Origin of the sequence: Peribacillus frigoritolerans, from assembly GCF_040250305.1 — a bacterium.
Taxonomy (GTDB): Bacteria; Bacillota; Bacilli; order Bacillales; family DSM-1321; genus Peribacillus.
Window position 1 is genome coordinate 5,515,363 of record NZ_CP158190.1, and the last position, 22,699, is coordinate 5,538,061.

Below are 22,699 nucleotides of genomic sequence, written 5' to 3' on the forward strand. Positions count from 1 at the left end.
CAAACACCTTCAAATTCAAAATTCTACCTTTGCGTAACAAATATAAAAGAGGCACTTAGGAGTAACCCCAAGTGCCTTTTTTGTGTTAAATCCGTTATTTAAAGTATCACACTTACAATGATCGCTGATAGGATGCTGACAAGAGTCGCACCGTAAAGCAGCTTCAAGCCGAAACGTGCTACAACATTACCCTGTTTTTCATGAAGTCCTTTGACTGCACCGGCAATGATTCCAATTGATGAAAAATTGGCGAATGAAACCAAGAAAACCGAAACGATCCCTATCGTCCTTTCGCTCAAGGCAGCTGATGCGTCACCTAAGCTCAGCATGGCAACGAATTCATTGGTTACCAGTTTCGTTGCCATGATTCCTCCAGCAGTCACGGTTTCTGAAATCGGTATACCCATGATAAAGGCAAACGGTGCAAAGATATATCCCATGATGTCTTGGAAGCTGATGCCGAAGATCATGTCGAATACGCTGTTGATCCCTGCGATTAAAGCAACGAAACCAATTAACATCGCTGCTACAGTGATAGCAACCTTGAACCCATCCATGATATATTCCCCAAGCATTTCGAAGAATGACTGCTTCTCTGCCCCTTCTTCTACAGGGAGAATATCCTCTTCATCCGTTACGGTATAAGGATTGATAATGGATGCGATGATAAATCCACCAAACATGTTAATAACAATTGCCGTCACAACGTACTTTGGTTCAATCATCGTCATATATGCACCGACAATCGACATCGATACAGTTGACATGGCTGATGCACAAAGCGTATACATGCGAGATGGCGGAATGGCACCGAGTTGTTTTTTCAAGGTTATGAAAACCTCGGATTGGCCAACTATTGCTGATGCAACCGCATTGTAAGATTCCAATTTACCCATCCCATTCACCTTACTTAGAAGGAATCCAATCCACTTCATGATGAACGGGAGGATCTTGAAGTGCTGTAATATCCCGATTAATGCTGAGATGAATACGATTGGAAGAAGGACATTTAAAAAGAAGGGCGACGCTCCTTCGTTTACAATCCCGCCAAATACAAAAGTGATCCCTTCATTTGCCCATTCTAAAAGTTTTCCGAAACCATCGGCAATCGAATTGATGATCACTAAACCAAACTTCGTATTTAATAATAAATAAGTTAAAATAAGCTGAATGACCAGCATGAGGATGATCGGTTTAATTTTAACTTTCTTCCGGTCACTGCTGGCTAATAAAGCTAGTCCAAAAACAATAACCAGTCCTAAAATTGCAATCAGAAATTTCATATATTCTGCCTCCACTAAGGGTGAATTTAATGTTCGTGCATTAATAGTAGGTTACCCTCAAAAAATTTATGCAAACGTTTTCTCTTTCATCCAAAATACATGTACGTACCTCTCCAGAAGTCTATATTAAACTAATATTTTTTTAAGTGCAATTATTATTTCACTTTTTGAAATAACAATTAGTGACAATAATGGGTTTCGTGAATTAAAAAAGAAGGCTCCCCTTCGAAAGGAACCTTATCTTTCCTCAAATAGTATCGACTATTTAGGCAGCTGTTTTTCTGGATATCATCGTTGTTGCTAATCCAGCGCCTCCAATTACAAAGATGATGATGGATGCGGCCAAACCGCCTGCACCTTGATAAAAGTCGATGAATTTCCCTGCAAAAGAATCTCTGCCTTGGAAACCGCCACCGCTTGGCATCTCCCCTGGAGTCCCGGAACCATTAGGCCCGCCTTGTGGAGTGCCCTAGGTATCATTAGATGCCGTTTCCGTAGATGAATCATCGGTCGCCGTACTGCTATTAGCAGATGCTTCCGTATCATCCGTCTCTGTTGTGTTGCGTTCGGCAGGCTGACCCATCACCGCCTGTCGGTTCATGGATTCAGTGCCGCTGCCATCCACATACATCATGATCCCAATTACTGCTTGGACCATTAAAAGGACCGAAGCCAATATTCCAACCAAAAAGTGTAACCTACCAAGTCTTTTCATCAATGATTCCCCTCCGAAAATAAATGTATTTATAAGATGATTATCTAAAAAGACCCTTAATTTTTCCTTAAGCAGAAAGGAAGAAAGTAAGGGTCTTTTTCGTATTGGATGGCATCTAATTTTTCCTTTGATTTCTCGGAAAAGTGATTTCAAAACGGGTCCGTTCATTCTGTTCACTTGTAACCTTGATGTTCCCTTGATGTGTGTTTACAATCCATTTGGCAATGGATAGACCTAAGCCAGAGCCTTCATTAGCCGAGCGGGATTGCTCCACTTGATAAAAACGGTTAAAAATCAAGGGGAGTTCTTCCTGTGGAATGCCTATTCCATTATCTTCTACAGTAAGAATGATGGATGAAGCATTCTTGATGCAGGATAGGGAAATTTCCCCGCCTTCCTCGGTGAATTTCATGGCATTATCCACCAAGATCACCAATAGCTGATGAATTCTCTCTTTATCACCATGAAACACTACCTGTTCGGGAGCATGGCTAATGATTGATTTTTCTTGAAAAGAAGCTATATCCGCATACTGTTCCACGATATCCATAAGTAAGTCATCAAGGAAAAAGTTCGATTTCTTAACCTCCATTTGATTCGAATCCGTTCTGGTCAAGGTCAAAAGTCCGTTAACAAGCTTATTCAATCTCCGGACTTCTTTCGAAATGATGGATATATCAACGGCTTTTTCCTCGATTGTCGCGTTCGGTGATTGAAATAGCAAATCAGCCCGCGATTGAATGACAGCAAGCGGCGTTCGAATTTCATGCGAAGCATCCGAGACAAACTGCTGCTGCTGATCCCAGGATTTCTTGACCGGGATCAGGGCCCGTCCTGCCAGAAGATAGCCTGCGCCTACCGCCACTAGACTTCCAATTCCTCCGCCAACAAACAATATTAGCAGCAAACGATCGAGCATTTCTTTTTCTGTATCGACATTCTTGATGAATTGTACGGCCATCTCACCATACCCCGTATCGACCTTGGTCGAAAGGGCCCGATACGTGTATCCATTCACCGATATTTCTTCAATCTCATCAAAATTTTTAGGGAAAAATTGTTGTTCATTGACCTTAAAAAAATGGTCTACACTCAGTCTTGGCTCAATGATCGTATCATCCGGTCCCCAAACGATGACGCTCGGTCCCGGCCCTAAGAGAAATTCACCTTGCGGACGTCCGCCTGGCATGCCGCCATTATTGAAATCCCTGTAATCCTTTATAAGTGAATCATTGACATCCTTATAGATCTGATTTTCCGTATAGAAATAAATCGTTCTGCTTAATATGGCTATTAAGACAATAAAGACGATAGAATTCAATAATGTTAGTTGAAGTCGTGTTTTTTGGAACATGATGATCCCCTTATGGTTGTTTTAGCATATAACCAATACCCCGAACGGTTTGAATATCTTTATGATAATTGAAAGGTTCCAATTTTTTTCTAAGGTGATGGATGAACACTTCCACAATGGCAATTGTCGTATCTGAATCAAACCCCCAAATGCGGTCGAAAATCTGCTCACGGGTCAATATTTTCCCATTATTTTGAATTAGGTATTCCAGTAATTCAAACTGTTTCAAGGTCATTTTAATGACCTTTCCATCAACCAAAATATCCTTTTCTTTTTCCAACAGTTCAATATTACGGTATTTCACATGCTGCTCAAGCGATATTATGCCGCTCCTTCGAAGCAGGGCACGAATCCTTGCCTTAAGTTCCGGTGCCTGGAACGGCTTGACTAAATAATCATCGCCACCCATTTCCAATCCTCTGACACGATCCTCAAGTGCATCTTTTGCTGTCAAAAACAAGACACTTGTATCGATTTTTGCTTCCCTGATTTTCCGTACGATTTCAAACCCATCGATTCCAGGAAGCATTACATCCAAAATGATGATATCGTATATACTTTGCTGAGCCATGAATAGCCCATCTTCCCCATTATCCGCTGTATCGACTTCATATTCATCCGTCAGAATCTGTCGGATCGATTCTAATAATGAAACATTATCTTCTACCACCAAAACCTTCATTCAGGGTACCTCCCAACCGCTTCAATTGTGATATATATGTTGATTTTATCCTTTTTCATATGCAAAAGAAAGCGGGCTTTTAATCGCCTGCTTTCTCTCAAATTGTATGTTCATTCGTGACGCAATGCTTGAATTGGATTTAATTTGGATGCCTTATTGGCTGGAAATACGCCAAACATTATCCCGATTAAAATGGAGAATAAGAAGGCAAACAATGTCACCGACCATGAATAACTGATCGTTAAACTTGAAAAAGCTGAAATCAATTTTGCGATTCCCAAGCCAATTCCAACCCCCAACAATCCCCCGAAGCAGCTCAGGACCATCGCTTCAATTAAAAACTGAAGAAGAATCGATTTCCGATTTGCCCCAATTGCTTTTCTGATCCCGATTTCCTTCGTCCTCTCTGAGACGGAAACCAACATGATATTCATGATCCCGATTCCGCCTACCAGTAACGAAATACTGGCAATACCGCCAAGCATGAGTGTGAACGTATCCGATACAGAGCTCATTGTATCCATCAGATCTTCTTGATTGGACACCGAATAGTTATCACTCTGTTCTGGGAATGATGTGGTCATTGCACCTTGTACCTGGTACATCGCCCTATCCATGATATTCTCGTTCTCCGCTTTTAAATAAACGGTTCCGATTGTCGTGCTGCCTGTAGCCCTTTCGGCAGTGGTGATCGGTGCAATGATTACATCATCCCCGCTCGATCCCATTGAGGTGCCCACCGATTTCAGGACACCGATCACGCGATAGGAAACACCGCCGATAAGCACGTTCTGGTCCAGGGGTTTTTGATTTTCAAAAAGCGTGGTGGCTGTATCTGACCCCAGGACAACGACCTTGGAGCGTAATTCCGTTTCCATATCCGTCAAAAACCGGCCTTGACTGAGCTCCAAATCCCTGACTGATAAGTAGGATGAAGTTGCACCGGTCATTGAAACCTGTGCCGTAGCTTCTCCGTTCTTAGCATAAACGCGTCCAGTGACCACAGGCGCCACTTCCGATATCCCGCTCAGCTCTTTAAACTGTTCAATTGTATCATCCGTCAGCTCCACGGAGTCGGTATCCGTGACACTTACCGTTATCAGGTTCGTTCCCAGGCTATTGATCTCATCCTGAACGGACTGTGAGGAACCCTGCCCAATCGAAACCAGGACGATTACGGAAGCAACTCCAATTATGATTCCAAGCATGGTTAAAAATGCTCTGACTTTATTGGTTTTGATACTGCGTATAGCCATCTTCATTGATTCGCTCAGGTTCAATCCAATCACCTCCGTTTTCAAATAGCTGACCATCCTGTATCCGGACGACACGGGTCGCTTCTTTAGCAACTTCCAAGTCATGGGTTATAAGAATGATTGTTTGTCCCTTTTCATTCAATTCCTTCAGCATCTGCAGCACTTCTTTACTCGTTTTACTATCCAGCGCCCCCGTCGGCTCATCCGCCAATAAAACGGGGGGATTACCGGCAAGTGCCCTTGCAATCGCAACTCTTTGCTGCTGTCCACCCGACAGTTGGGTCGGCAGATGATTCTTCCGGTCAACAAGGCCCACCATATCAAGGCACGCATTGGCCACTTCCCTTCTTTCCTTCACGCTTGCCCCTCTATAAACCAGGGGAAGTTCGACATTCTCCAACGCTGTCAGTTTTGCCAACAGGTTGAAATTTTGAAAGATAAATCCTATTTTAATATTACGAATGGCAGCCAGCTCATTATCCTTCATCTTTTCCACTTCTTTACCATCAAGAAGATATTCACCTATGTCAGGCTTGTCAAGACAGCCAATCATATTCATGAACGTCGATTTCCCTGATCCAGAAGGTCCGATGATCGAAATGAAATCGCCTTTCTCGATTGTAAGACAGACATCTTGAAGGGCCTTAACCGTTTCACCGCCTAATTCATATGATTTAGACATGTTTTTAATTTTTATGATGGGTTTCGCCATTTTACTGACCTCCCTTGCCACTCGGCATTCCGCCACCGCTTGGCATCCCGCCGCTCGGCATTCCGCTGCCGCTCTGCATTCTTATCTCGCCTCCTTGGCCTCCCCTCATTCCTTCGCCGTCACTGCCAGTGGAGCTTTCATTGATGGTAATGGGCAAGGAAACAAACTGGCCCTCTTCAAGACCAGAAGTTATTTCAATATACCTATCATTGCTGATTCCAGTCTCAACCACTTTTTTTGTACTGGCTGTTCCTTCAGTTGTACCGGATTGTTGTATATTCACATATTTCTCTTCACCGTCCATTTGGACTGCTTCAATCGGAACATATAAAGCATCTTTTACACTATTCGTCAAAATGCTCACTTCAGTCGACATCCCAATTTTTATATCGCCGGGTTTGTCAATTTTGATAGTGACATCGAACGAAGAAACTCCATTCTCATATGTACCTTCCTTTGCTACACTGGTCACTTCCCCCGTAAACGTTTCATCTTCAAAAGCACTGGCTATAATTTCAACCGTTTGTCCTTTTTTAACGCTCGGAACATCCAATTCATCAACGCTGATCGTGGTTTTCAATTTTTTATAATCCGTAACATGTGCCACCACTTCACTGCTTGATACACGATCTCCTTCTTCTACATCCAATGTTGTCACGGTGCCATCGAATGGTGCCGTTATCGGGTCACTTCCATCCGTGAAGGTAATGAGTTCATCACCTTTCTCAACCAATTCATTCTTCGCTACAAGGACTTCATCCACTTCATCCGTTACCGAGGAAGTGATGTCCTCACTATTGATTGCGGCGACCGATCCGGAACCGCTTATTTGAACTTCAAGATCTCCCTTTTCAACTGTAGCCGTCACCGACTTTGCAATTACAGGCTCAGCATTGTCCTTCATGAAAAACCAAACGCATCCCCCAATCGCCAGCACTAAAACCGTACCTATCATTATCAACTTTTTCATCACTTTTCTCCTTTCAGATTTCCTTCATTGAAACCAGTATCGTGAAAGAAGCTTAACTTTTCCTTAATGGCTCGTTAAGTTGTAAACCCTTTGCCTTTGCCGCGGATAATCCGGCCTTTCGCTTAATTATTCGGCCTTCGTCGTGGATTATTCGACCTTCTTCGCGGATAATCCGACCTTCCGTGTCATTATTCGGCCTTCGTTGCGGATAATCCGGCCTTCCGCTTAATTACTCGTCCTTTGGTGTCGAACGAAAAATGCTTTATTTTCAGCATTTAAATTTACAATATATTCTGAAAAATATATACTGATACTGTTATCGTAAATTGGTAATGAAAACCAAATCAATGATGATGAAGGGGGAACCAACTTGGCATCAAACGATTCAATCGCTAAGGAAACCGAGGCAAGCGCTTCCACGGACTACACCAAGATCGTCCAATCACAATCTTTTCAAGAGCTCTTAAGGAAAAAACGCAATTTCATCGTCCCGCTATCCATTTTTTTCATGGTCTTTTATTTCACCCTACCCATACTAACTTCCTATTCTAAAGTTCTTAACTCAATTGCTTTCGGGGCAATCAGCTGGGCCTGGATCTTTGCCTTCGCTCAATTTATCATGACGTGGACATTATGCATCCTCTATTCCAAAAAAGCTGCGACATTTGACCAATTAGTAGAAAAAATCGTTAAAGAAGCGAAAGGATAAAAGGTGAATTCACAATGAATATACTTGCTTTTATATTATTTCTAATCATTGTCGGACTAACATTGGTCATTACCTATTTTGCTTCACGGCGCACCAAAACGACCGCGGACTTTTATACGGCTGACAGCAGCCTTACTGGCTGGCAGAATGGCTGGGCCATTGCGGGAGATTATATGTCCGCCGCCTCATTTTTGGGGATAGCCGGCATGGTCGCACTCTCTGGATTTGATGGTTTTTTCTATAGCATAGGTTTTCTGGTTGCGTATCTGGTCGTTCTTTATATCGTGGCCGAACCGCTCCGTAACCTTGGCAAGTATACATTGGCGGACATGATCGCTGCCCGTTTCAATGAAAAGAAAGTACGCGGGGTTGCTGCTCTTAACACCATTTCCATTTCAACCTTTTATATGATCGCCCAATTAGTCGGTGCAGGTGCCCTTATAAAACTCTTACTTGGAATTGATTATCTTTACTCCGTCATCATTGTAGGTATTTTAATGACCGTATATGTCGTATTTGGCGGTATGACGGCCACCAGTTGGGTCCAAATCGTTAAAGCCGTTTTATTGATGGCAGGTACATTCATCATCTCCATCATCGTGTTGGCGAAATTCGACTTTAGCGTGATCGAGATGTTCAAGCAAATGAAAACAGCCACTCCTTTGGGCGCGGATTTCCTCAACCCCGGTAACAAATTCAAGGATCCTTTGGATACATTATCCCTTAATTTAGCGCTTGTACTCGGTACAGCTGGACTACCTCACATTCTCATCCGTTTCTTTACGGTAAAAGACGCCATCACAGCCCGTAAGTCCGTAGTATATGCCACGTGGATCATTGGCATCTTTTATATAATGACCATTTTCCTCGGCTTTGGGGCGGCAGCTTTTGTTGGATACGACAAAATCATAGCCGCGAATGCAGCCGGCAATATGGCCGCTCCGCTCCTTGCCGAAGCCATTGGGGGTGACTTCCTGTTCGCCTTCGTCTCTGCTGTTGCTTTCGCAACCATTTTAGCGGTTGTAGCAGGTCTCGTCCTATCGGCAGCATCTGCCTTTGCCCATGACTTCTATGGCCACATCATCCGGAAAGGCCAAGCCACTGACAAGGAACAAGTCGTTGCAGCTCGTTGGGCATCCATCGGAGTATCCGTCCTCTCCATCATCCTTGCCTTATTTGCCCAAAACATGAATGTCGCCTTTCTTGTTTCACTCGCCTTTGCCGTCGCTGCCAGTGCCAATCTGCCAATCATTGTCTTCACGGTATTCTGGAAACGTTTTAACACTGCTGGGGCTGTCACGGGCATGATAGTTGGACTGGTCAGTTCTTTATTGCTTGTGTTCCTAAGTCCCAATGTCTGGTCACCGGTAGAGGGAGCGGCAATATTCGTTGGGGAGCCATTATTCCCGCTTGCCAATCCAGGCATCATCTCCATCCCGATTGGGTTTATCGCAGCCATCGCCGGAACACTCCTGTCAAGCAAGAAAGCTGATGCAAAAAAATACGACGAAATCTTGGTCACGGCTAACACTGGGATGAAAGATCCTATATAAGCTAGATTTATTATTATTTTAAAATATCAAAAAGAGAAAGGAGATCAGGGTGTTCGACCTGCTCTCCTTTCTCTTTATTCAGAACATAATCATCAGGAAGATTCCCGCTAACTTCTCAATCTTAACTTCCTTCTATTGTACTTAGTTACTAACTGGTTCATGACTTCTGCAAAGATCAGCCCCATCGCAATGGCACCAGCGAGCATGAAGACCTTGGCCGCCAGCTGAACGGCGACATAGAAATCATTTCCGACAAAATGCTTCATCGCATCATATGACAAACCTCCGGGCACAAGGGGAATGATTCCCGATACATTGAAAATCGTGATCGGAGTTTTATACCTTTTAGCAAAATACTGGCTGATAACCGCAACGATAAATGCAGCCGCTAAAGTTGCAATGATGCTGTTTATCTCATTTTCAACCAAAGCAAAGTATAAGACCCACCCCAACATCCCTACGAAACCACATTGAAACAATGAATTTTTTGGTACATTGAAGATGACTCCAAAGGCGGCTGAGGCAATGAAACTTGTAATAAGCTGTGCAATCATCATTCTTCCTCCCCTAAAATCACAAGAAAACAAACGCAGCCGATATTCCTGCCCCAATGGCTAAAGCAGTCAAACCTGCATCCGCACCCTTGGATAGACCCGAAACCAAATGCCCTGCAATTAAATCCCTGGCCGCATTCGTAATTAACAGCCCTGGCACAAGCGGCATCACCGCTCCAATGATTATCGTGTCCAAATGACTTCCAACTCCAATCTGGACAAAGAATATAGCTACTAACCCTACGACTAAAGAGGCGATGAATTCAGCAAAAAAACGAACTTCCAGTAACCAGTGCAAATAAAGCAGGCATGAGAATCCCATTGCTCCAGCTATACAGGACCAGATGAAATCATTCCACTGTCCTTGAAACATGATTAAAAAGCAGCCGCTCGCTATAAATGCAGCAAAGACCTGTACCCACATGGGATAGCCCATCCCGGCCTTTTCGATTTGCTTTAACCGTAAATATGCTTCCTCCGGTGTCATTTCCTTGCTGGAAATGCTTCGGGATATACTATTAACCAGCGTCACTTTATGTAAATCTGTAGATCGTTGGGAAACTCTGATTAATTTTGAAGCCGGGTGCATACCATCCAGCGAAAAAATAATTCCTGTAGGGGTCGAAAAACTGTGTGATTCACCGCACCCAAACGCTGCAGCGATCCTAACCATCGTATCTTCCACCCTTGATGTTTCCGCTCCGTTCTGAAGCATGATTTTCCCCGCAAGTAAACATACATCTATAATTTCATTGTATGGTAAACGATCATCCATTTTATCCTCTCCATCACTTCCTGCATGAGTTTCTCTAAATAACAGATAACGATCAAACCAATTTAAATCCACCTCATAATAGCCCAATTCCTGTGAAAAGGATATAAAAATATTAGCTATTTAATTTATCAATTCCATTAACCTTCACTACTATCTTCCTTAGTACCAGTATTCCCTTTATTTCCTGCCGAAACCGTTTAGTTGAAAGAAAATTCAATTATATCCATAATTAAAAGGAGTGCAGGAACGGTCACTGCATCCCCCTTTTCCTATCCTGTACGACTATACTCCCTTTTGAATGAAGCAATCCACTGTTTCATTAAACAAGTCGCTTTCTTCCATAAATGGACAATGGCAGCTATCTTCAAAGATTACTAGTTTGGAATTCGGAATGTTTTTATGCAAATGTTCCCCTGCAGCTACAGGAATGACTTTTTCATGCCTTCCAAAACAGAGAAGTGTCGGAATATTGATTTCTGGCAAGAATTCACGATAGTCCACTATCGATTGGTCAAATAGAATGCTACTGGCGATGGATTCCGGCATTTTGGTCACTTCTCCAAGCATCCAGCTTGCATCCTCTGCCGATAATTCATTGTTGAACATGGAAGCAAGGAAGCTTTGCAAAAATGGGGAACGATTCGTTTGAATTTCAGTCATGAAGGCAATCAACGTGTCCATATCAAATGCGCCGATATTAAAATCGGGCCACTTGAAATCAGATGCCAATTCATCCACAATCACGGTTGAATGAATATTTTCCTCACCGAATTGCTTAAGATACTCCCAGACGACAAATGCCCCCATCGACCAGCCTACAAGTATGACATCCTTTAATCCCAGTTCACCTATGAACGCATGAAGATCTTTTGCATAAACGGAGACCGTATTTCCGTAATGTACATGATTTGACTGGCCATGGCTTCTTAAATCAAGTAAGATCGTTCTATATTTTTCTGAAAAGTACGGAAGCTGCCTTTTAAAAAACCGGCTGCTCATCCACACACCATGGATAAAGATAATCGGTTTCCCCTGGCCCTTTTCTTCATAAAATAAGCGAACGCCTTCTTCCACCTCAATAAATGCCATTCTATCCCTCCTTCTTGATATTTTCATCATCCATTCCCCATTATTATTTATTGCATTTCTTCTTTTAACATTCCTTCCTATAAAAATATATTGTCAAACCTGATTTTAGAGTTGATAATGAAGTATATTTTTATTGATATCTTCATCCTGAAAGGACGGAATTTTAATGAAGAGTTTTATCAAAAACTATCGATCCTCTTTAATACTGCTCACTGCCATTATTATCGGCGGGATAGCGGGTGTGGTTTTCGGGGATAAAACCTCGGTCATACAGCCTCTAGGGGACTTATTCTTAAATCTGATGTTCACGATCATCGTGCCATTGGTATTTTTCAGCATTGCTTCAGCTATTGCCAATATGAGCGGAATGAAGCGTCTCGGAAAAATCATGGGAAGTATCGTTCTCGTATTCCTGACAACAGCCGCTTTGGCCGCCGTCATTGGATTTATTGGGACAACCATTGTCAATCCGTTGGAAGGCACAGATACGACAGCCATTAAAGAACTGATGGAAAACAGTTCCCCTGAAGAGACCATCGAAGAAGTATCTTTCTTCAGTCAACTGGTCAGCACTGTAACCGTTTCCGATTTCCCAGAACTGTTCTCCAGAAGCAATATGCTTCAGCTTATCGTTTTCTCAGTACTAATCGGACTTTCCACTGCACTGGTCGGTGAGAAAGCAAGACCGATTACTGAGTTTTTGACAGCGGGTACAGCTGTCATGATGAAGGTCGTCAAAATCGTGATGTACTATGCTCCAATTGGACTTGGTGCTTATTTTGCGGCGATTATCGGGCAGCTTGGGCCGCAGATTTTAGAAGGCTATGCCCGCACTTTCATTCTTTATCTAGTCTTGGCCTTGATTTATTATTTCGGCTTTTTCACTTTGTATGCCTTTATCGCAGGCGGGAAAGATGGAGTTAAACTATTTTGGAAAAATGCCCTGACACCATCCATTACAGCGATCGCCACTTGTTCAAGTGCCGCTTCCATTCCAGTCAATCTGGAATCAGTCAAGAAAATGGGCGTGCCTAAGGATATAGCAGAGACTGTCATCCCACTCGGAGCCAACACCCATAAAGATGGTTCAGTATTCGGCGGGGTATTGAAAATCGTTTTCCTATTCAGCTTATTTGGAAAGGATATGACAAGCATTTCAAGCATTTTAAGTATACTAGCTGTTGCCTTTTTGGTTGGAGCTGTTATGGGTGCCATTCCTGGGGGCGGCATGATTGGGGAAATGCTGATTCTTAGTGTATTCGGCTTCCCTGTGGAAGTCCTGCCGATCATTGCCGTTATATCCACGATCATCGATGCTCCCGCTACACTGCTTAACTCAACAGGAAACACGGTCTGTGCCATGCTTGTCACAAGGCTTGTTGAGGGGAAAAACTGGTTAAAACAAGCATTCGTTAAAGAAAATTCAGCCGTATGATTCTTATAACTAAACTGGCTCCTGGTTAAAACAGGAGCCAGTTTAGTTATTTTCACGACTTTCCTTCAAACAGTTCTTTAATTGACAGGGGTTCCATATCCTTGCATAGAATTAAAGATATAAGGAGGGAAATGAATGTTAATGAAATGCTTACCTGCCGCAATCACTATCACGGGGCTATTATATATTTTCTTTATACCGGAAGAGCCTTTAATGATTAAAATCATGTTCAAGGTACTCCCCATGTTATTGATTTTGCTCTATGCCTGCACAACTGTGGGAAGACGGAATCGTTACCAATCCTTAATACTTCTTGGTTTATTCTTTTGCATGCTTGGAGATGGTTTGTTAATCTGGTTCGTCATCGGGCTTTCCGCCTTCTTGATCGGCCACCTTTTCTATATTTCAGCATTCTTTAGACTATGGAGCTTTTCATGGCTTCGATTTGCGACGATTGTTCCGATTTGCATTTACTCCACTTGGATTGGCCGTGAAATTGTACATTCTTTAATTGAAAAAGGTGAACATAACCTCATCATCCCTGTAATCTGTTATATAACGGTCATCTCCCTCATGGGCTGGGCGGCTTTTATGACCGGAAATACGGCCGCAATCATCGGCGGGGTCCTGTTCGTGATTTCCGACTCCATTTTATCTTGGAACAAATTTATCGATGATGTTGCCTATTCTGGTCCACTGATCATGCTTACCTACTATGCAGCCCAGTTTTGCATCGCTAACAGCATTCGCATGAAACCTTCTTTTCATTTATCGAAAGGTTTGAAAAGTGAACGGCCAAACCTTTGATTTCCGAATATCCGTTCGTTTCACATGAAACAATTTTATTACAAAAAAAGGCGTTCACAGTTCTGCTTGAACTGTGGACGCCTTTTCTTATCCTTTAATTTTCTTAATGAAGACCACCTTTAAATAATTCCCTTCCTTATACTCAGGAATTGTTTTAAAATCAGCCGGTAATGAGAATTGTTCCATGATTTCATACTTTCCATTCATTTCCTTGAAAGCAACATCAATGAAGTTCTTGAATTTTTTCATGTCGAACGTACTGCAATTAGTTGAGGCGATAATGACCCCATTGTCTTCCGTAATGGAAATGGTATCCTTCAATAGATTTGTGTAGTCTTTTCCGGCACTGAAAGTAAACTTCTTCGATTTGGCAAAGCTGGGCGGATCGAGGATGACCATTTCAAATTTCAAAGCCTTCTTCACTGCATATTTAAAATACTTGAAAACATCCATCACCACGATATTGTGGGCTTCGGGATCTATTTCATTCACACTGAACTGCTCGATCGTCTTTGGTAAACTGCGATTCGCCAGGTCGACACTCGTTGTTTTAACAGCACCGCCTAAAGCGGCAAACACGGAGAATGCCCCAGTATAGGAGAACATATTCAACACGGTTTTCCCTTTGGCGTATTCATCCCGGATTTTCCTTCTGACATCGCGTTGATCAAGGAAGACACCGACCATTGCCCCATCATTCAGATAAACAGCGAAATGGACTCCATTCTCTTTTACAAGAAGCGGAAATGCCGGCTGTTCGCCCATGACAAAATCGTCTTCATCCACGTACTGCCCCTTTGTATCAAAGCGTTTCTTCTGATAAATCGATTTGACCTCGACCGTTTCCTGCAATGCCTTAATGATGTAGTCCTTAAAGGAATATATTCCTTTGCTATACCAGCTAATGACATAGTGACCATCATAATGATCAATGATTAAACCGCCAATTCCATCCCCTTCCCCATTAAACAAGCGGAAAGCTGTAGTCTCCCCATCTTCAAAAAAAGACTTTCGGAATTCATAGGCTGCCTGGATTTTGCCGTTAAAGAAGGATTGATCGATCTTTTCATTTTCTCTTCGGGTCAATATCCAGCCATAGCCCTTATTCTGTATACCATAATATCCTTTTGCCAGAAAGCGGTTGTTCTCATCCACCAAGCGCACCAAGGCCCCCTCTTCCTGAAGGTCATTAAGATTGGCTATCGACTCTTTTACAATCAAGGGAAAACCCTTGCTGATTTTACTTACGAACTTAGCTTTCACTTTTATATCTATTTCTTTTCCCATCTATATCATCCTATCTTTGCAAATGCTTTCCTCCCCATTTTACCCTAATCCCCTTATAAATAAAAACCAGCCCGGTTCCTTAACCTGGCTGGTTTCCAAGAAAACTTTGATTATGAAACTTCCAAATGAAGATCGCCTGGCTTAACTTTACCCATCATCTTCAATACGCGATGTAAGGCAAGTGTGATCACAGCTGGCAATACCATACCCACTGCCACATAAACCAAGAACGTGTATAACCCCTGACCGGTTATGATGGCAATCGGGGCAATCATTGAACTTAACCCCATGCCTCCAAGCTCATACGGCACTTGAAAATCGAATGCCAAGGTAGCGATAGGCGCACAGATGATTGCCGCCACAAAAGGCGGAATTACATATAATGGCTTTTTGATCAAGTTAGGAAATTGAACTTTGGGCGTAACGACCATCTGTGCCAGGAACCCGCCCATATCATTATCTTTATAAGACATGACAGTGAACCCGACAAACTGAACGGTACATCCGATTAGAGCTGCAGCACTGGAAACGGGATCTAATTGGAGGGCGATCGCCAGTGCAGCGGAAGACGCCGGTGTCATCAATAAAATGCTCCATACCAAGGCTATGACCATGGAACCGATTAAGGGAGAACCCTCGACCGCGGCCGTGGTTTGACTGCTTATCCATGTTAGGAGCGGAGTGGTGACAAGAGCCAGGCCATATCCCGAAACTCCACCGACAAGAACTGCTCCCATTGGGATGGCCATGATGTCCAACTTCGTTTTGCCGATTATGCGCTTACCTATATATGTTGCAATCACTGCTGCCAAGACAGCACTTAGCGGCTGACCCGTAACAATCGTGAAGGCACCCTCAGCAGTTTTGTGAATGGCAGCACCTCCAACAGCACTTGAAGCCATGGCGCTAAAGATAATTAATGAATTTCCTCCTAGCTGATATGCGATTCCTGCTCCTAAAGCTGGTGCCAGCAAGACCTTTGCGGCCCCGCCTATTGCCAGGAAGACCTCCCAGCCTAAATATCCCCCTATGGATTCAAACAATAACCCGATCCCTAATGTAACCAAAACAGCATTGGCTATCCCTGTTGATGCCTTGTACATTCGATCGCTGATGTATTCTTTCCTGCTCACTTTATCTCCACTCCTTATTAATTATCAGAATATTCAATTTAGTAAAATCGAAAAAAAAATAAAGGTCTTCATTTAAAAAACCTATTAAGTATATCGTACCGCTACCTAAATGTCTGTTAATGTCTGTTCGTATAATAACATGAATTTTCTGATAATGTAAGTGATATTTTTATTCTAATAAAATAAAAGCGCTTTCAAAATATAAAGGTTTAACACATTACGATCAAATAAAAGCTAATAATTTATTATTTTAAAATAAGTTATCCCCTTTTAAGGATGTCTACATGGAGCTATTTCGGTACATTTGCGTCAAAAAAAAGAACCCGATTAAGGATTCCCTCACTAGCTGGATTTATGACTTTTCTAATAAATACCCATCCTATTTTTGAAAACCTTCCAATTTTGCAAAAGTGTCCTTCAAATATTGGTAAAACAATTTCTCCGTTGGCATCAGTTCCCTATCAGTCGGAACGATGACCCCTACAGCCCTGGTTACAGATGGATCCTCCAGCGGCAATTTAACCGTAAAACGCGGCAAGCTATCAATCAAGGAAATCTCAGGTATCAAGGTTATACCCAGACCTGCTGCCACCAGTCCTTTTATGGCATCAGTATCTTTCCCTTCAAATGCCACTTCCGGTTCAAAGCCATGCAATTTGCAAGCTTTCATAACGAGATCCCTTAAAACATAACCCTTTGGAGATAAGATGAACGGATTTCCTTGAAGCTCATTCAAGGATAATGATTTCTTTAGGGCCAAAGGATGGCTTTCTGGTAAAAGGGCAACTAAGTTCTCAATAAACAGCGTTTCACCTTTGATTTTCTTTTCATTCACCGGCAGCGGACCGATTAAGGCCATGTTAATGTTACCTTTAATCACAGAATCTATCAGGTAGCGATATGAACCTTGTTTCAATGTGAATTTCGCCTGCGGGTAACTTTCCCTGAAGTCGGAAATGGCCCTTGGCAATATATAAGAAGCTAAACTGCTGGGAAAGCCGATGCGGATTGTCCCTTTTTCCGGATCCAGACTTTCAGCCATCTCACGCTTGGCACGATCGATAATATCCATAGCTTGTTCCATATGAGCTAAAAATGTATGTCCTATAGGCGTTAATCTAATCTTTCGGCCTTCCCTGATAAATAAGGGCACACCCAGCTCTTCTTCTAAATTGTATATTTGGCGACTGACAGCAGACTGGGCAACATGCAAATCCACTGCTGCTTCCGTCATATGTTCACGCTTTGCCACTTCAATGAAATACTCGATTTGTCTTAATTCCAATCTAAGCTCCCTCTTTCATATCAAAACAGCATGTTATTTATCTAATATTCAGATTGTTTATTTCTTTTTAAAATTATACCATGAAAGTATCATATAAAAACCGATAGACTTACCCTATTTAATATTTTATGTATTTATCTAAAGGAGAGAGAGAACAATGACCACTTCACATGAAGTCGAGCATGAGGAATTGCAAGTTGCCAAAGAGTTCGTAAGTCAAGTATACGCACAGGTAAAGGAGCGTAACCCTCACGAAAATGAGTTCCATCAAGCTGTAAAGGAGATATTCCTTTCACTGATCCCCGTTTTTGCAAAACATCCTGAATATATGAAAAGCGGGATATTGGAGAGGCTGGTTGAACCCGAAAGAATGATCACCTTCCGTGTTTCTTGGGTTGATGACCTGGGCAATGTTCAAGTAAACCGTGGTTTTCGTGTGCAATTCAACAGTGCAATCGGACCATTCAAAGGCGGTCTCCGATTCCACCCCACTGTCAATTCCAGCATCATAAAGTTTCTTGGTTTCGAGCAAATCTTTAAAAACTCTCTTACTGGCCAGCCGATCGGTGGGGGAAAAGGCGGGTCGGACTTCGATCCAAAAGGAAAATCGGACGCAGAAATCATGCGTTTTTGCCAAAGCTTCATGTCGGAACTATCTCGCTATATCGGACCTGATACAGACGTACCAGCTGGCGACATCGGAGTCGGTGCAAGAGAGATCGGTTACCTGTTCGGTCAGTATAAAAAGATGCAGGGCAGCTACCATGCCGGTGTTCTAACTGGTAAAGGCATAAGTTATGGCGGAAGCTTGGCCCGTAAAGAAGCGACTGGATATGGAACGGTTTACTTTGTTGAAGAAATGCTAAAAGACAAAGGGTTACAATTCCATGGCAGCACCGTCGTTATCTCCGGATCTGGCAATGTATCCATTTATGCCATTGAAAAAGCTACACAGCTAGGCGCAAAAGTTGTTGCATGCAGCGACTCCAATGGCTACATATATGATGAAAATGGTCTGAACCTGGATACAGTACGACGCCTAAAAGAAGTGGAACGAAAACGCTTGAGCGAGTATGTCGATGCGCACCCGGAAGCTGTATATCATGAAGGGAGCTACGGCATTTGGTCTGTACCATGTGACATCGCATTGCCTTGTGCCACACAAAATGAAATCGATGAAGAAGCAGCAAAATTACTGGTCAAAAATAATGTGAAGGCAGTCGGTGAGGGTGCTAATATGCCTTCAACCCTTGAGGCCATTGATGTTTTCCTTAATAACGGCATCCTTTTTGGACCAGCAAAAGCGGCCAATGCAGGCGGCGTAGCCGTGTCGGCACTCGAAATGGCCCAAAACAGTGCCAGGATGCCTTGGACTTTCGAAGAAGTCGATGCCAAGCTGCATGAAATCATGAAGAACATCTATAAAAACAGTGTAGAGGCTGCAGAAGCATATGGTGAGCCTGGCAACTTAGTTGTTGGGGCCAATATTGCCGGATTCCTTAAAGTGGCGGATGCGATGCTGACTCAAGGTATACTCTAGCAATCAGTTGATTTAGGAGGCGGTCCGACATGGGCCGCCTTACTTTTGTAAAAGAATGATCTCACTTTCTCACCTCTCTCATTCATATCAATTCAAGCTGAATATCCACAATCAGATAACATCAACGGAATTAAAAAAGGAGTGCCGGAAAAGTTCCGGCACCCTCATTGTTTGTATGACAATCATTCTTTGGTGACCAATTTCAATGGAACGGATATTGTGTCATCCACTTTGTCGCCTTTTAAGATTTTTTCAGCCGCATTAACCGCTTCTTCACCGATAAGTGCCGGTTGTTGGGCGATTGTAGCATTTAGTTCACCGTTTTCAACTGCTTTCAATGCATCATCATTTCCGTCAAAACCAACTACGATGATGTCTTTTCCAGCTGCCTTGATTGCTTCAATGGCTCCTAGTGCCATTTCATCATTATGGGCGAATACCGCTTGGATGTCTTTATCGCCTTGCAGGATATTTTCCATGACGTTAAGCCCTTTTGTCCGGTCGAATTCCGCCGTTTGGCTTGTCAGGACATCTAACTGCTTGTCCGCAATATTGTGGAAACCTTTCCCGCGTTCACGAGTTGCAGATGCACCAGATACCCCTTCAAGTTCCACTACTTTCGCTTTTTCGCCAAGCTCTTTAACTAGATATTCTGCAGCCATTTCCCCGCCAGCCACATTATCGGAAGCGATGAACGTTTCAATGTCACCTTCGTCTGAAGATCGGTCAATCGTGATAACGGGAATGCCCGCTTCATTAGCTGATTGAACGGCTGAAGATATTGCCGCAGAGTCAGTAGGATTCACAAGAAGGACATCAACCTTTTGAAGGATTAAATCTTCAATTCCGCTGATTTGTTTTGCCGTATCATCTTGGGCGTCAACAACTGTGACTTTCATGCCTTTTTCTTTTGCTTCTTTTTCAATACCATCTTTTAAGGAAACGAAGAATGGATTGTTTAAAGTAGAGATGCTGACTCCGACTTTCACGTCTTTCATGGAGTCTTTCTTTTCTTTTTTATCATCTGTTAGACCAGAATCCATTGAACAGGCAGCCAAGACCATTAAAGAAAGAACCATGATGATCGATACTATTTTTTTCATTGATTACACCTCTTCTTATGATTTTTTACGGTCAAGTAAGACCGCGATTAATATAACTGCACCTTTTACCACTTGCTGGTAAAAAGAGGATACACCAAGTAAATTCATGCCGTTATTCAAGGTACCGATGATCAGGACACCGACCAGCGTACCGAACAAGCGCCCTTTACCGCCTGAAAGGCTCGTTCCGCCCAGCACTACGGCTGCGATGGCATCCATTTCATAGGATTGGCCTGCCGTCGGCTGTGCCGAATTCAGACGGGATGTCAAAATGGCACCGGCAATGGCCGCCATCGTACCGGCCAGACCATAGATGGCCACCTTGACCCGGTCAACTTTAATCCCCGAAATACGGGAAGCCCTTTCATTTCCTCCAATGGCATAAGTTTTACGGCCAAAGGATGTTTTATGAAGCAGGAACCATAGGATTAAGAAAGCGATGACCATCACAACGGCCGGTACTGGCACTCCAAGGAAGTAACCTCTCCCAAGCATCTGGAACATAACGGAATCGCCAATTCCTGTAATCGGCTTTCCATCCGTATACACAAGCGTTAATCCCCGGAAAATCGTCATGGTGGCCAGTGTCACGATGAAAGGGGCCATTTTACCCTTTGAAACGAGTATCCCATTGATTACACCCATTATTGCACCTAGTAGAATGCCTACTAATATTGCTAAAATCGGATCTAATCCCGAGACCATCATACCAGCCATAAGTGCGCTGGATAGAGCTAAAATGGAACCGACGGACAAGTCGATGCCGCCTGTCAATATGATAAAGGTCATTCCAAATGCAATAAGTGCATTAATGGAGGTTTGACGCAATAAATTCAAAATATTATTCGGTTCCATGAATGATGGATTTAAAACGGTTATTACGATAAATAAAAGTACCAGGGCGAGTAACGGACCGAATTTCTGCCAAATCCCGCTTTTCCCTGTAGCCTCAAGTTTCATCCTAGTTCCCTCCTGTCGCCAATGCCATAATTTTTTCTTGCGTCGCTTCCTGCTTTAACAATTCCCCAGCAATCTCACCTTCGTGAACGACAAGGATTCTATCACTCATTCCAATGATTTCCGGAAGCTCTGACGAAACCATGATGATGGCGATGCCTCGCTCCGTCAATTCATTCATCAACTCGTAAATTTCACGTTTTGCGCCAACATCTATGCCTCTGGTCGGTTCATCCATAATTAAAACTTTAGGGGAAGTACCGATCCATTTGGCTATTACCACCTTCTGTTGATTTCCTCCGGATAGATTGCCGATGACCGTTTCAGCAGAAGATGTCTTTACATGAAGTCGCTTAATCATCATTTCGGCAAAGTTCATCTCATCTTCCGTTTTTACGATTCCGTTAGGAGCAAAACTTTTGAGATTCGGCAAGCCGATATTTTCCCTTACAGAAAAGTCCAGGATCAACCCCTCTTCTTTCCGATTTTCCGTAATGAAAGCCAGGCCGTGTCGAACTGCATCCGTTGGTTTTCGTATGGAAACCTTCTTGCCTTCAATGGTGATTTCACCCCTGTCTATTTGGTCGACACCAAAAAGGGCGCGCATTATTTCTGTTCTTCCTGCTCCCATCAATCCGGCGACACCGACAATCTCACCTTGGCGAACCGCGAAATGGATATCTTCAAAAAGCCCCTTTTTAGTTAAACCTTTTACATCAAGGACTATGTCGCCAGGATTCGCTTCACGATGAGGAAAACGGTCCTCCAGCTCCCGCCCTACCATTTTTTGAACGACTTCATCGAAATTTGTATCTGCAATTCTTTTCGTATCGACGGTTTTTCCGTCACGCATTACAGTGATCCGGTCACAAATGGCGAATATTTCTTCCATCCGATGAGAAATATAAACAAGCGAAACACCCTTTTTGGTAAGTCCCTTCATCACTTCAAAGAGCTTCTCTATTTCCCTATCAGTTAAAGCTGCTGTGGGCTCGTCCATGATGATGACTTCGGCATCCGTCATGAGCGCCTTGGCAATTTCAATCATTTGCTGTTCCCCGACAGAACACAATCCGGCTTCCTTATCAAAAGGAAGGGAAATATTAAGTGTTTTAAAAATCTCGTTTGCACGCGCTTTCATTTGTTTCGTCTTCAGGACGCCGAAGGCATTCACCATTTCCCTGCCGATAAATAGATTCTCCAGCACGGTCATTTCTGGCCAAATATTCAATTCCTGACGAATAAAGGCCATTCCTGCCTCTTCCGCTTCCTTTGAATCCTTGAATGAGGTTTCTTTACCGTTAATCTCAATCGTCCCTTGATCTTGTTTATGCAGCCCGGTCAAAATGTTCATCAAGGTTGATTTCCCCGCACCATTTTCCCCCATTAGCGCATGTACTTCCCCAGCCTCTAAAGAAAAATGAACACCTTCCAATACCTTGTTTTGACCAAATGCTTTATAAATATTGTGCATTTCGATTTGCATGCTCATCATCTCAT

At 43.0% G+C, this 22,699-nt stretch carries 22 protein-coding genes; 5 read left to right on the forward strand and 17 right to left on the reverse strand.

The annotated features are described in order from the left end of the window. Window positions 1-98: 98 nt before the first annotated feature. The 8 genes from ABOA58_RS27350 to ABOA58_RS27385 all read right to left on the reverse strand — a co-directional run bounded on the left by ABOA58_RS27350 (window position 99) and on the right by ABOA58_RS27385 (window position 6,972). A complete protein-coding gene (locus ABOA58_RS27350; RefSeq protein ID WP_063595574.1) occupies window positions 99-1,283 on the reverse strand; it encodes a NupC/NupG family nucleoside CNT transporter in 1,185 nt (394 codons plus the stop codon). Window positions 1,284-1,548: 265 nt separating this feature from the next. Continuing rightward, window positions 1,549-1,707 carry a hypothetical protein gene (locus ABOA58_RS27355; protein WP_350300772.1) on the reverse strand — a complete coding sequence of 53 codons (159 nt, stop codon included), beginning with the start codon at window positions 1,705-1,707 and terminating at the stop codon, window positions 1,549-1,551. 45 nt (window positions 1,708-1,752) lie between these two features. Then, window positions 1,753-1,998 (reverse strand): hypothetical protein, encoded by a 246-nt coding sequence (locus ABOA58_RS27360; RefSeq protein WP_350300773.1) that lies wholly within the window; start codon window positions 1,996-1,998, stop codon window positions 1,753-1,755. 115 nt (window positions 1,999-2,113) lie between these two features. After that, entirely contained in the window at window positions 2,114-3,352 is a 1,239-nt protein-coding gene (locus tag ABOA58_RS27365; RefSeq protein WP_350300774.1) for a sensor histidine kinase, read from the reverse strand. Between the two features lie 10 nt (window positions 3,353-3,362). Beyond that, window positions 3,363-4,034 carry a response regulator transcription factor gene (locus ABOA58_RS27370; RefSeq protein ID WP_034316054.1) on the reverse strand — a complete coding sequence of 224 codons (672 nt, stop codon included), beginning with the start codon at window positions 4,032-4,034 and terminating at the stop codon, window positions 3,363-3,365. Window positions 4,035-4,144: 110 nt separating this feature from the next. Beyond that, on the reverse strand, window positions 4,145-5,335 hold the full coding sequence (locus tag ABOA58_RS27375) for an ABC transporter permease (RefSeq protein WP_350300775.1): 1,191 nt from the start codon (window positions 5,333-5,335) through the stop codon (window positions 4,145-4,147). Further along, window positions 5,262-6,002, reverse strand: coding sequence for an ABC transporter ATP-binding protein (locus ABOA58_RS27380; RefSeq protein WP_350300776.1), 741 nt, complete (start codon window positions 6,000-6,002; stop codon window positions 5,262-5,264). The genes ABOA58_RS27375 and ABOA58_RS27380 overlap by 74 nt, the downstream gene beginning before the upstream one ends. Window position 6,003: 1 nt before the next feature. Next, window positions 6,004-6,972, reverse strand: a complete 969-nt coding sequence (locus ABOA58_RS27385; protein WP_350300777.1) for an efflux RND transporter periplasmic adaptor subunit — start codon at window positions 6,970-6,972, stop codon at window positions 6,004-6,006. Between the two features lie 370 nt (window positions 6,973-7,342). Between ABOA58_RS27385 and ABOA58_RS27390 the strand changes: the two genes are divergently transcribed. Both ABOA58_RS27390 and ABOA58_RS27395 read left to right on the forward strand, forming a co-directional pair. Further along, window positions 7,343-7,681 (forward strand): DUF485 domain-containing protein, encoded by a 339-nt coding sequence (locus ABOA58_RS27390; RefSeq protein ID WP_350300778.1) that lies wholly within the window; start codon window positions 7,343-7,345, stop codon window positions 7,679-7,681. 14 nt (window positions 7,682-7,695) lie between these two features. Next, complete coding sequence (locus tag ABOA58_RS27395) at window positions 7,696-9,234, forward strand: solute symporter family protein (protein ID WP_350300779.1); 1,539 nt, start codon at window positions 7,696-7,698, stop codon at window positions 9,232-9,234. Window positions 9,235-9,341: 107 nt separating this feature from the next. On the opposite strand, the gene ABOA58_RS27400 is transcribed toward ABOA58_RS27395, so the two are convergent. The 3 genes from ABOA58_RS27400 to ABOA58_RS27410 all read right to left on the reverse strand — a co-directional run bounded on the left by ABOA58_RS27400 (window position 9,342) and on the right by ABOA58_RS27410 (window position 11,652). Then, entirely contained in the window at window positions 9,342-9,791 is a 450-nt protein-coding gene (locus tag ABOA58_RS27400; protein ID WP_350300780.1) for a threonine/serine exporter family protein, read from the reverse strand. A gap of 16 nt (window positions 9,792-9,807) precedes the next feature. Next, on the reverse strand, window positions 9,808-10,563 hold the full coding sequence (locus ABOA58_RS27405; protein WP_350300781.1) for a threonine/serine exporter family protein: 756 nt from the start codon (window positions 10,561-10,563) through the stop codon (window positions 9,808-9,810). A gap of 282 nt (window positions 10,564-10,845) precedes the next feature. Then, the gene (locus tag ABOA58_RS27410) at window positions 10,846-11,652 is read right to left on the reverse strand and encodes an alpha/beta fold hydrolase (RefSeq protein WP_350300782.1); all 807 of its coding nucleotides are present in this window, start codon (window positions 11,650-11,652) and stop codon (window positions 10,846-10,848) included. A 166-nt stretch (window positions 11,653-11,818) separates the two neighbouring features. Between ABOA58_RS27410 and ABOA58_RS27415 the strand changes: the two genes are divergently transcribed. Further along, a complete protein-coding gene (locus tag ABOA58_RS27415; protein ID WP_350300783.1) occupies window positions 11,819-13,087 on the forward strand; it encodes a dicarboxylate/amino acid:cation symporter in 1,269 nt (422 codons plus the stop codon). Between the two features lie 135 nt (window positions 13,088-13,222). Further along, entirely contained in the window at window positions 13,223-13,894 is a 672-nt protein-coding gene (locus ABOA58_RS27420; RefSeq protein ID WP_350300784.1) for a lysoplasmalogenase, read from the forward strand. A gap of 87 nt (window positions 13,895-13,981) precedes the next feature. On the opposite strand, the gene ABOA58_RS27425 is transcribed toward ABOA58_RS27420, so the two are convergent. The 3 genes from ABOA58_RS27425 to ABOA58_RS27435 all read right to left on the reverse strand — a co-directional run bounded on the left by ABOA58_RS27425 (window position 13,982) and on the right by ABOA58_RS27435 (window position 17,599). Next, window positions 13,982-15,181: a class I SAM-dependent rRNA methyltransferase gene (locus tag ABOA58_RS27425; RefSeq protein WP_350300785.1), complete on the reverse strand. Its 1,200-nt coding sequence runs from the start codon at window positions 15,179-15,181 to the stop codon at window positions 13,982-13,984. 110 nt (window positions 15,182-15,291) lie between these two features. After that, on the reverse strand, window positions 15,292-16,284 hold the full coding sequence (locus ABOA58_RS27430) for a PTS transporter subunit IIC (RefSeq protein WP_133351461.1): 993 nt from the start codon (window positions 16,282-16,284) through the stop codon (window positions 15,292-15,294). Window positions 16,285-16,693: 409 nt separating this feature from the next. Then, the gene (locus tag ABOA58_RS27435; RefSeq protein ID WP_350300786.1) at window positions 16,694-17,599 is read right to left on the reverse strand and encodes a LysR family transcriptional regulator; all 906 of its coding nucleotides are present in this window, start codon (window positions 17,597-17,599) and stop codon (window positions 16,694-16,696) included. 157 nt (window positions 17,600-17,756) lie between these two features. Between ABOA58_RS27435 and gdhA the strand changes: the two genes are divergently transcribed. After that, a complete protein-coding gene (gene gdhA, locus ABOA58_RS27440) occupies window positions 17,757-19,139 on the forward strand; it encodes an NADP-specific glutamate dehydrogenase (RefSeq protein WP_350300787.1) in 1,383 nt (460 codons plus the stop codon). A 182-nt stretch (window positions 19,140-19,321) separates the two neighbouring features. On the opposite strand, the gene rbsB is transcribed toward gdhA, so the two are convergent. The 3 genes from rbsB to ABOA58_RS27455 are packed head-to-tail and all read right to left on the reverse strand — an operon-like array spanning window position 19,322 to window position 22,685. Beyond that, window positions 19,322-20,242: a ribose ABC transporter substrate-binding protein RbsB gene (gene rbsB, locus ABOA58_RS27445; protein ID WP_350300788.1), complete on the reverse strand. Its 921-nt coding sequence runs from the start codon at window positions 20,240-20,242 to the stop codon at window positions 19,322-19,324. A 15-nt stretch (window positions 20,243-20,257) separates the two neighbouring features. Further along, complete coding sequence (locus ABOA58_RS27450) at window positions 20,258-21,202, reverse strand: ABC transporter permease (protein ID WP_101223945.1); 945 nt, start codon at window positions 21,200-21,202, stop codon at window positions 20,258-20,260. A 1-nt stretch (window position 21,203) separates the two neighbouring features. Continuing rightward, on the reverse strand, window positions 21,204-22,685 hold the full coding sequence (locus tag ABOA58_RS27455; RefSeq protein ID WP_350300789.1) for a sugar ABC transporter ATP-binding protein: 1,482 nt from the start codon (window positions 22,683-22,685) through the stop codon (window positions 21,204-21,206). Between the last annotated feature and the right edge of the window lie 14 nt (window positions 22,686-22,699).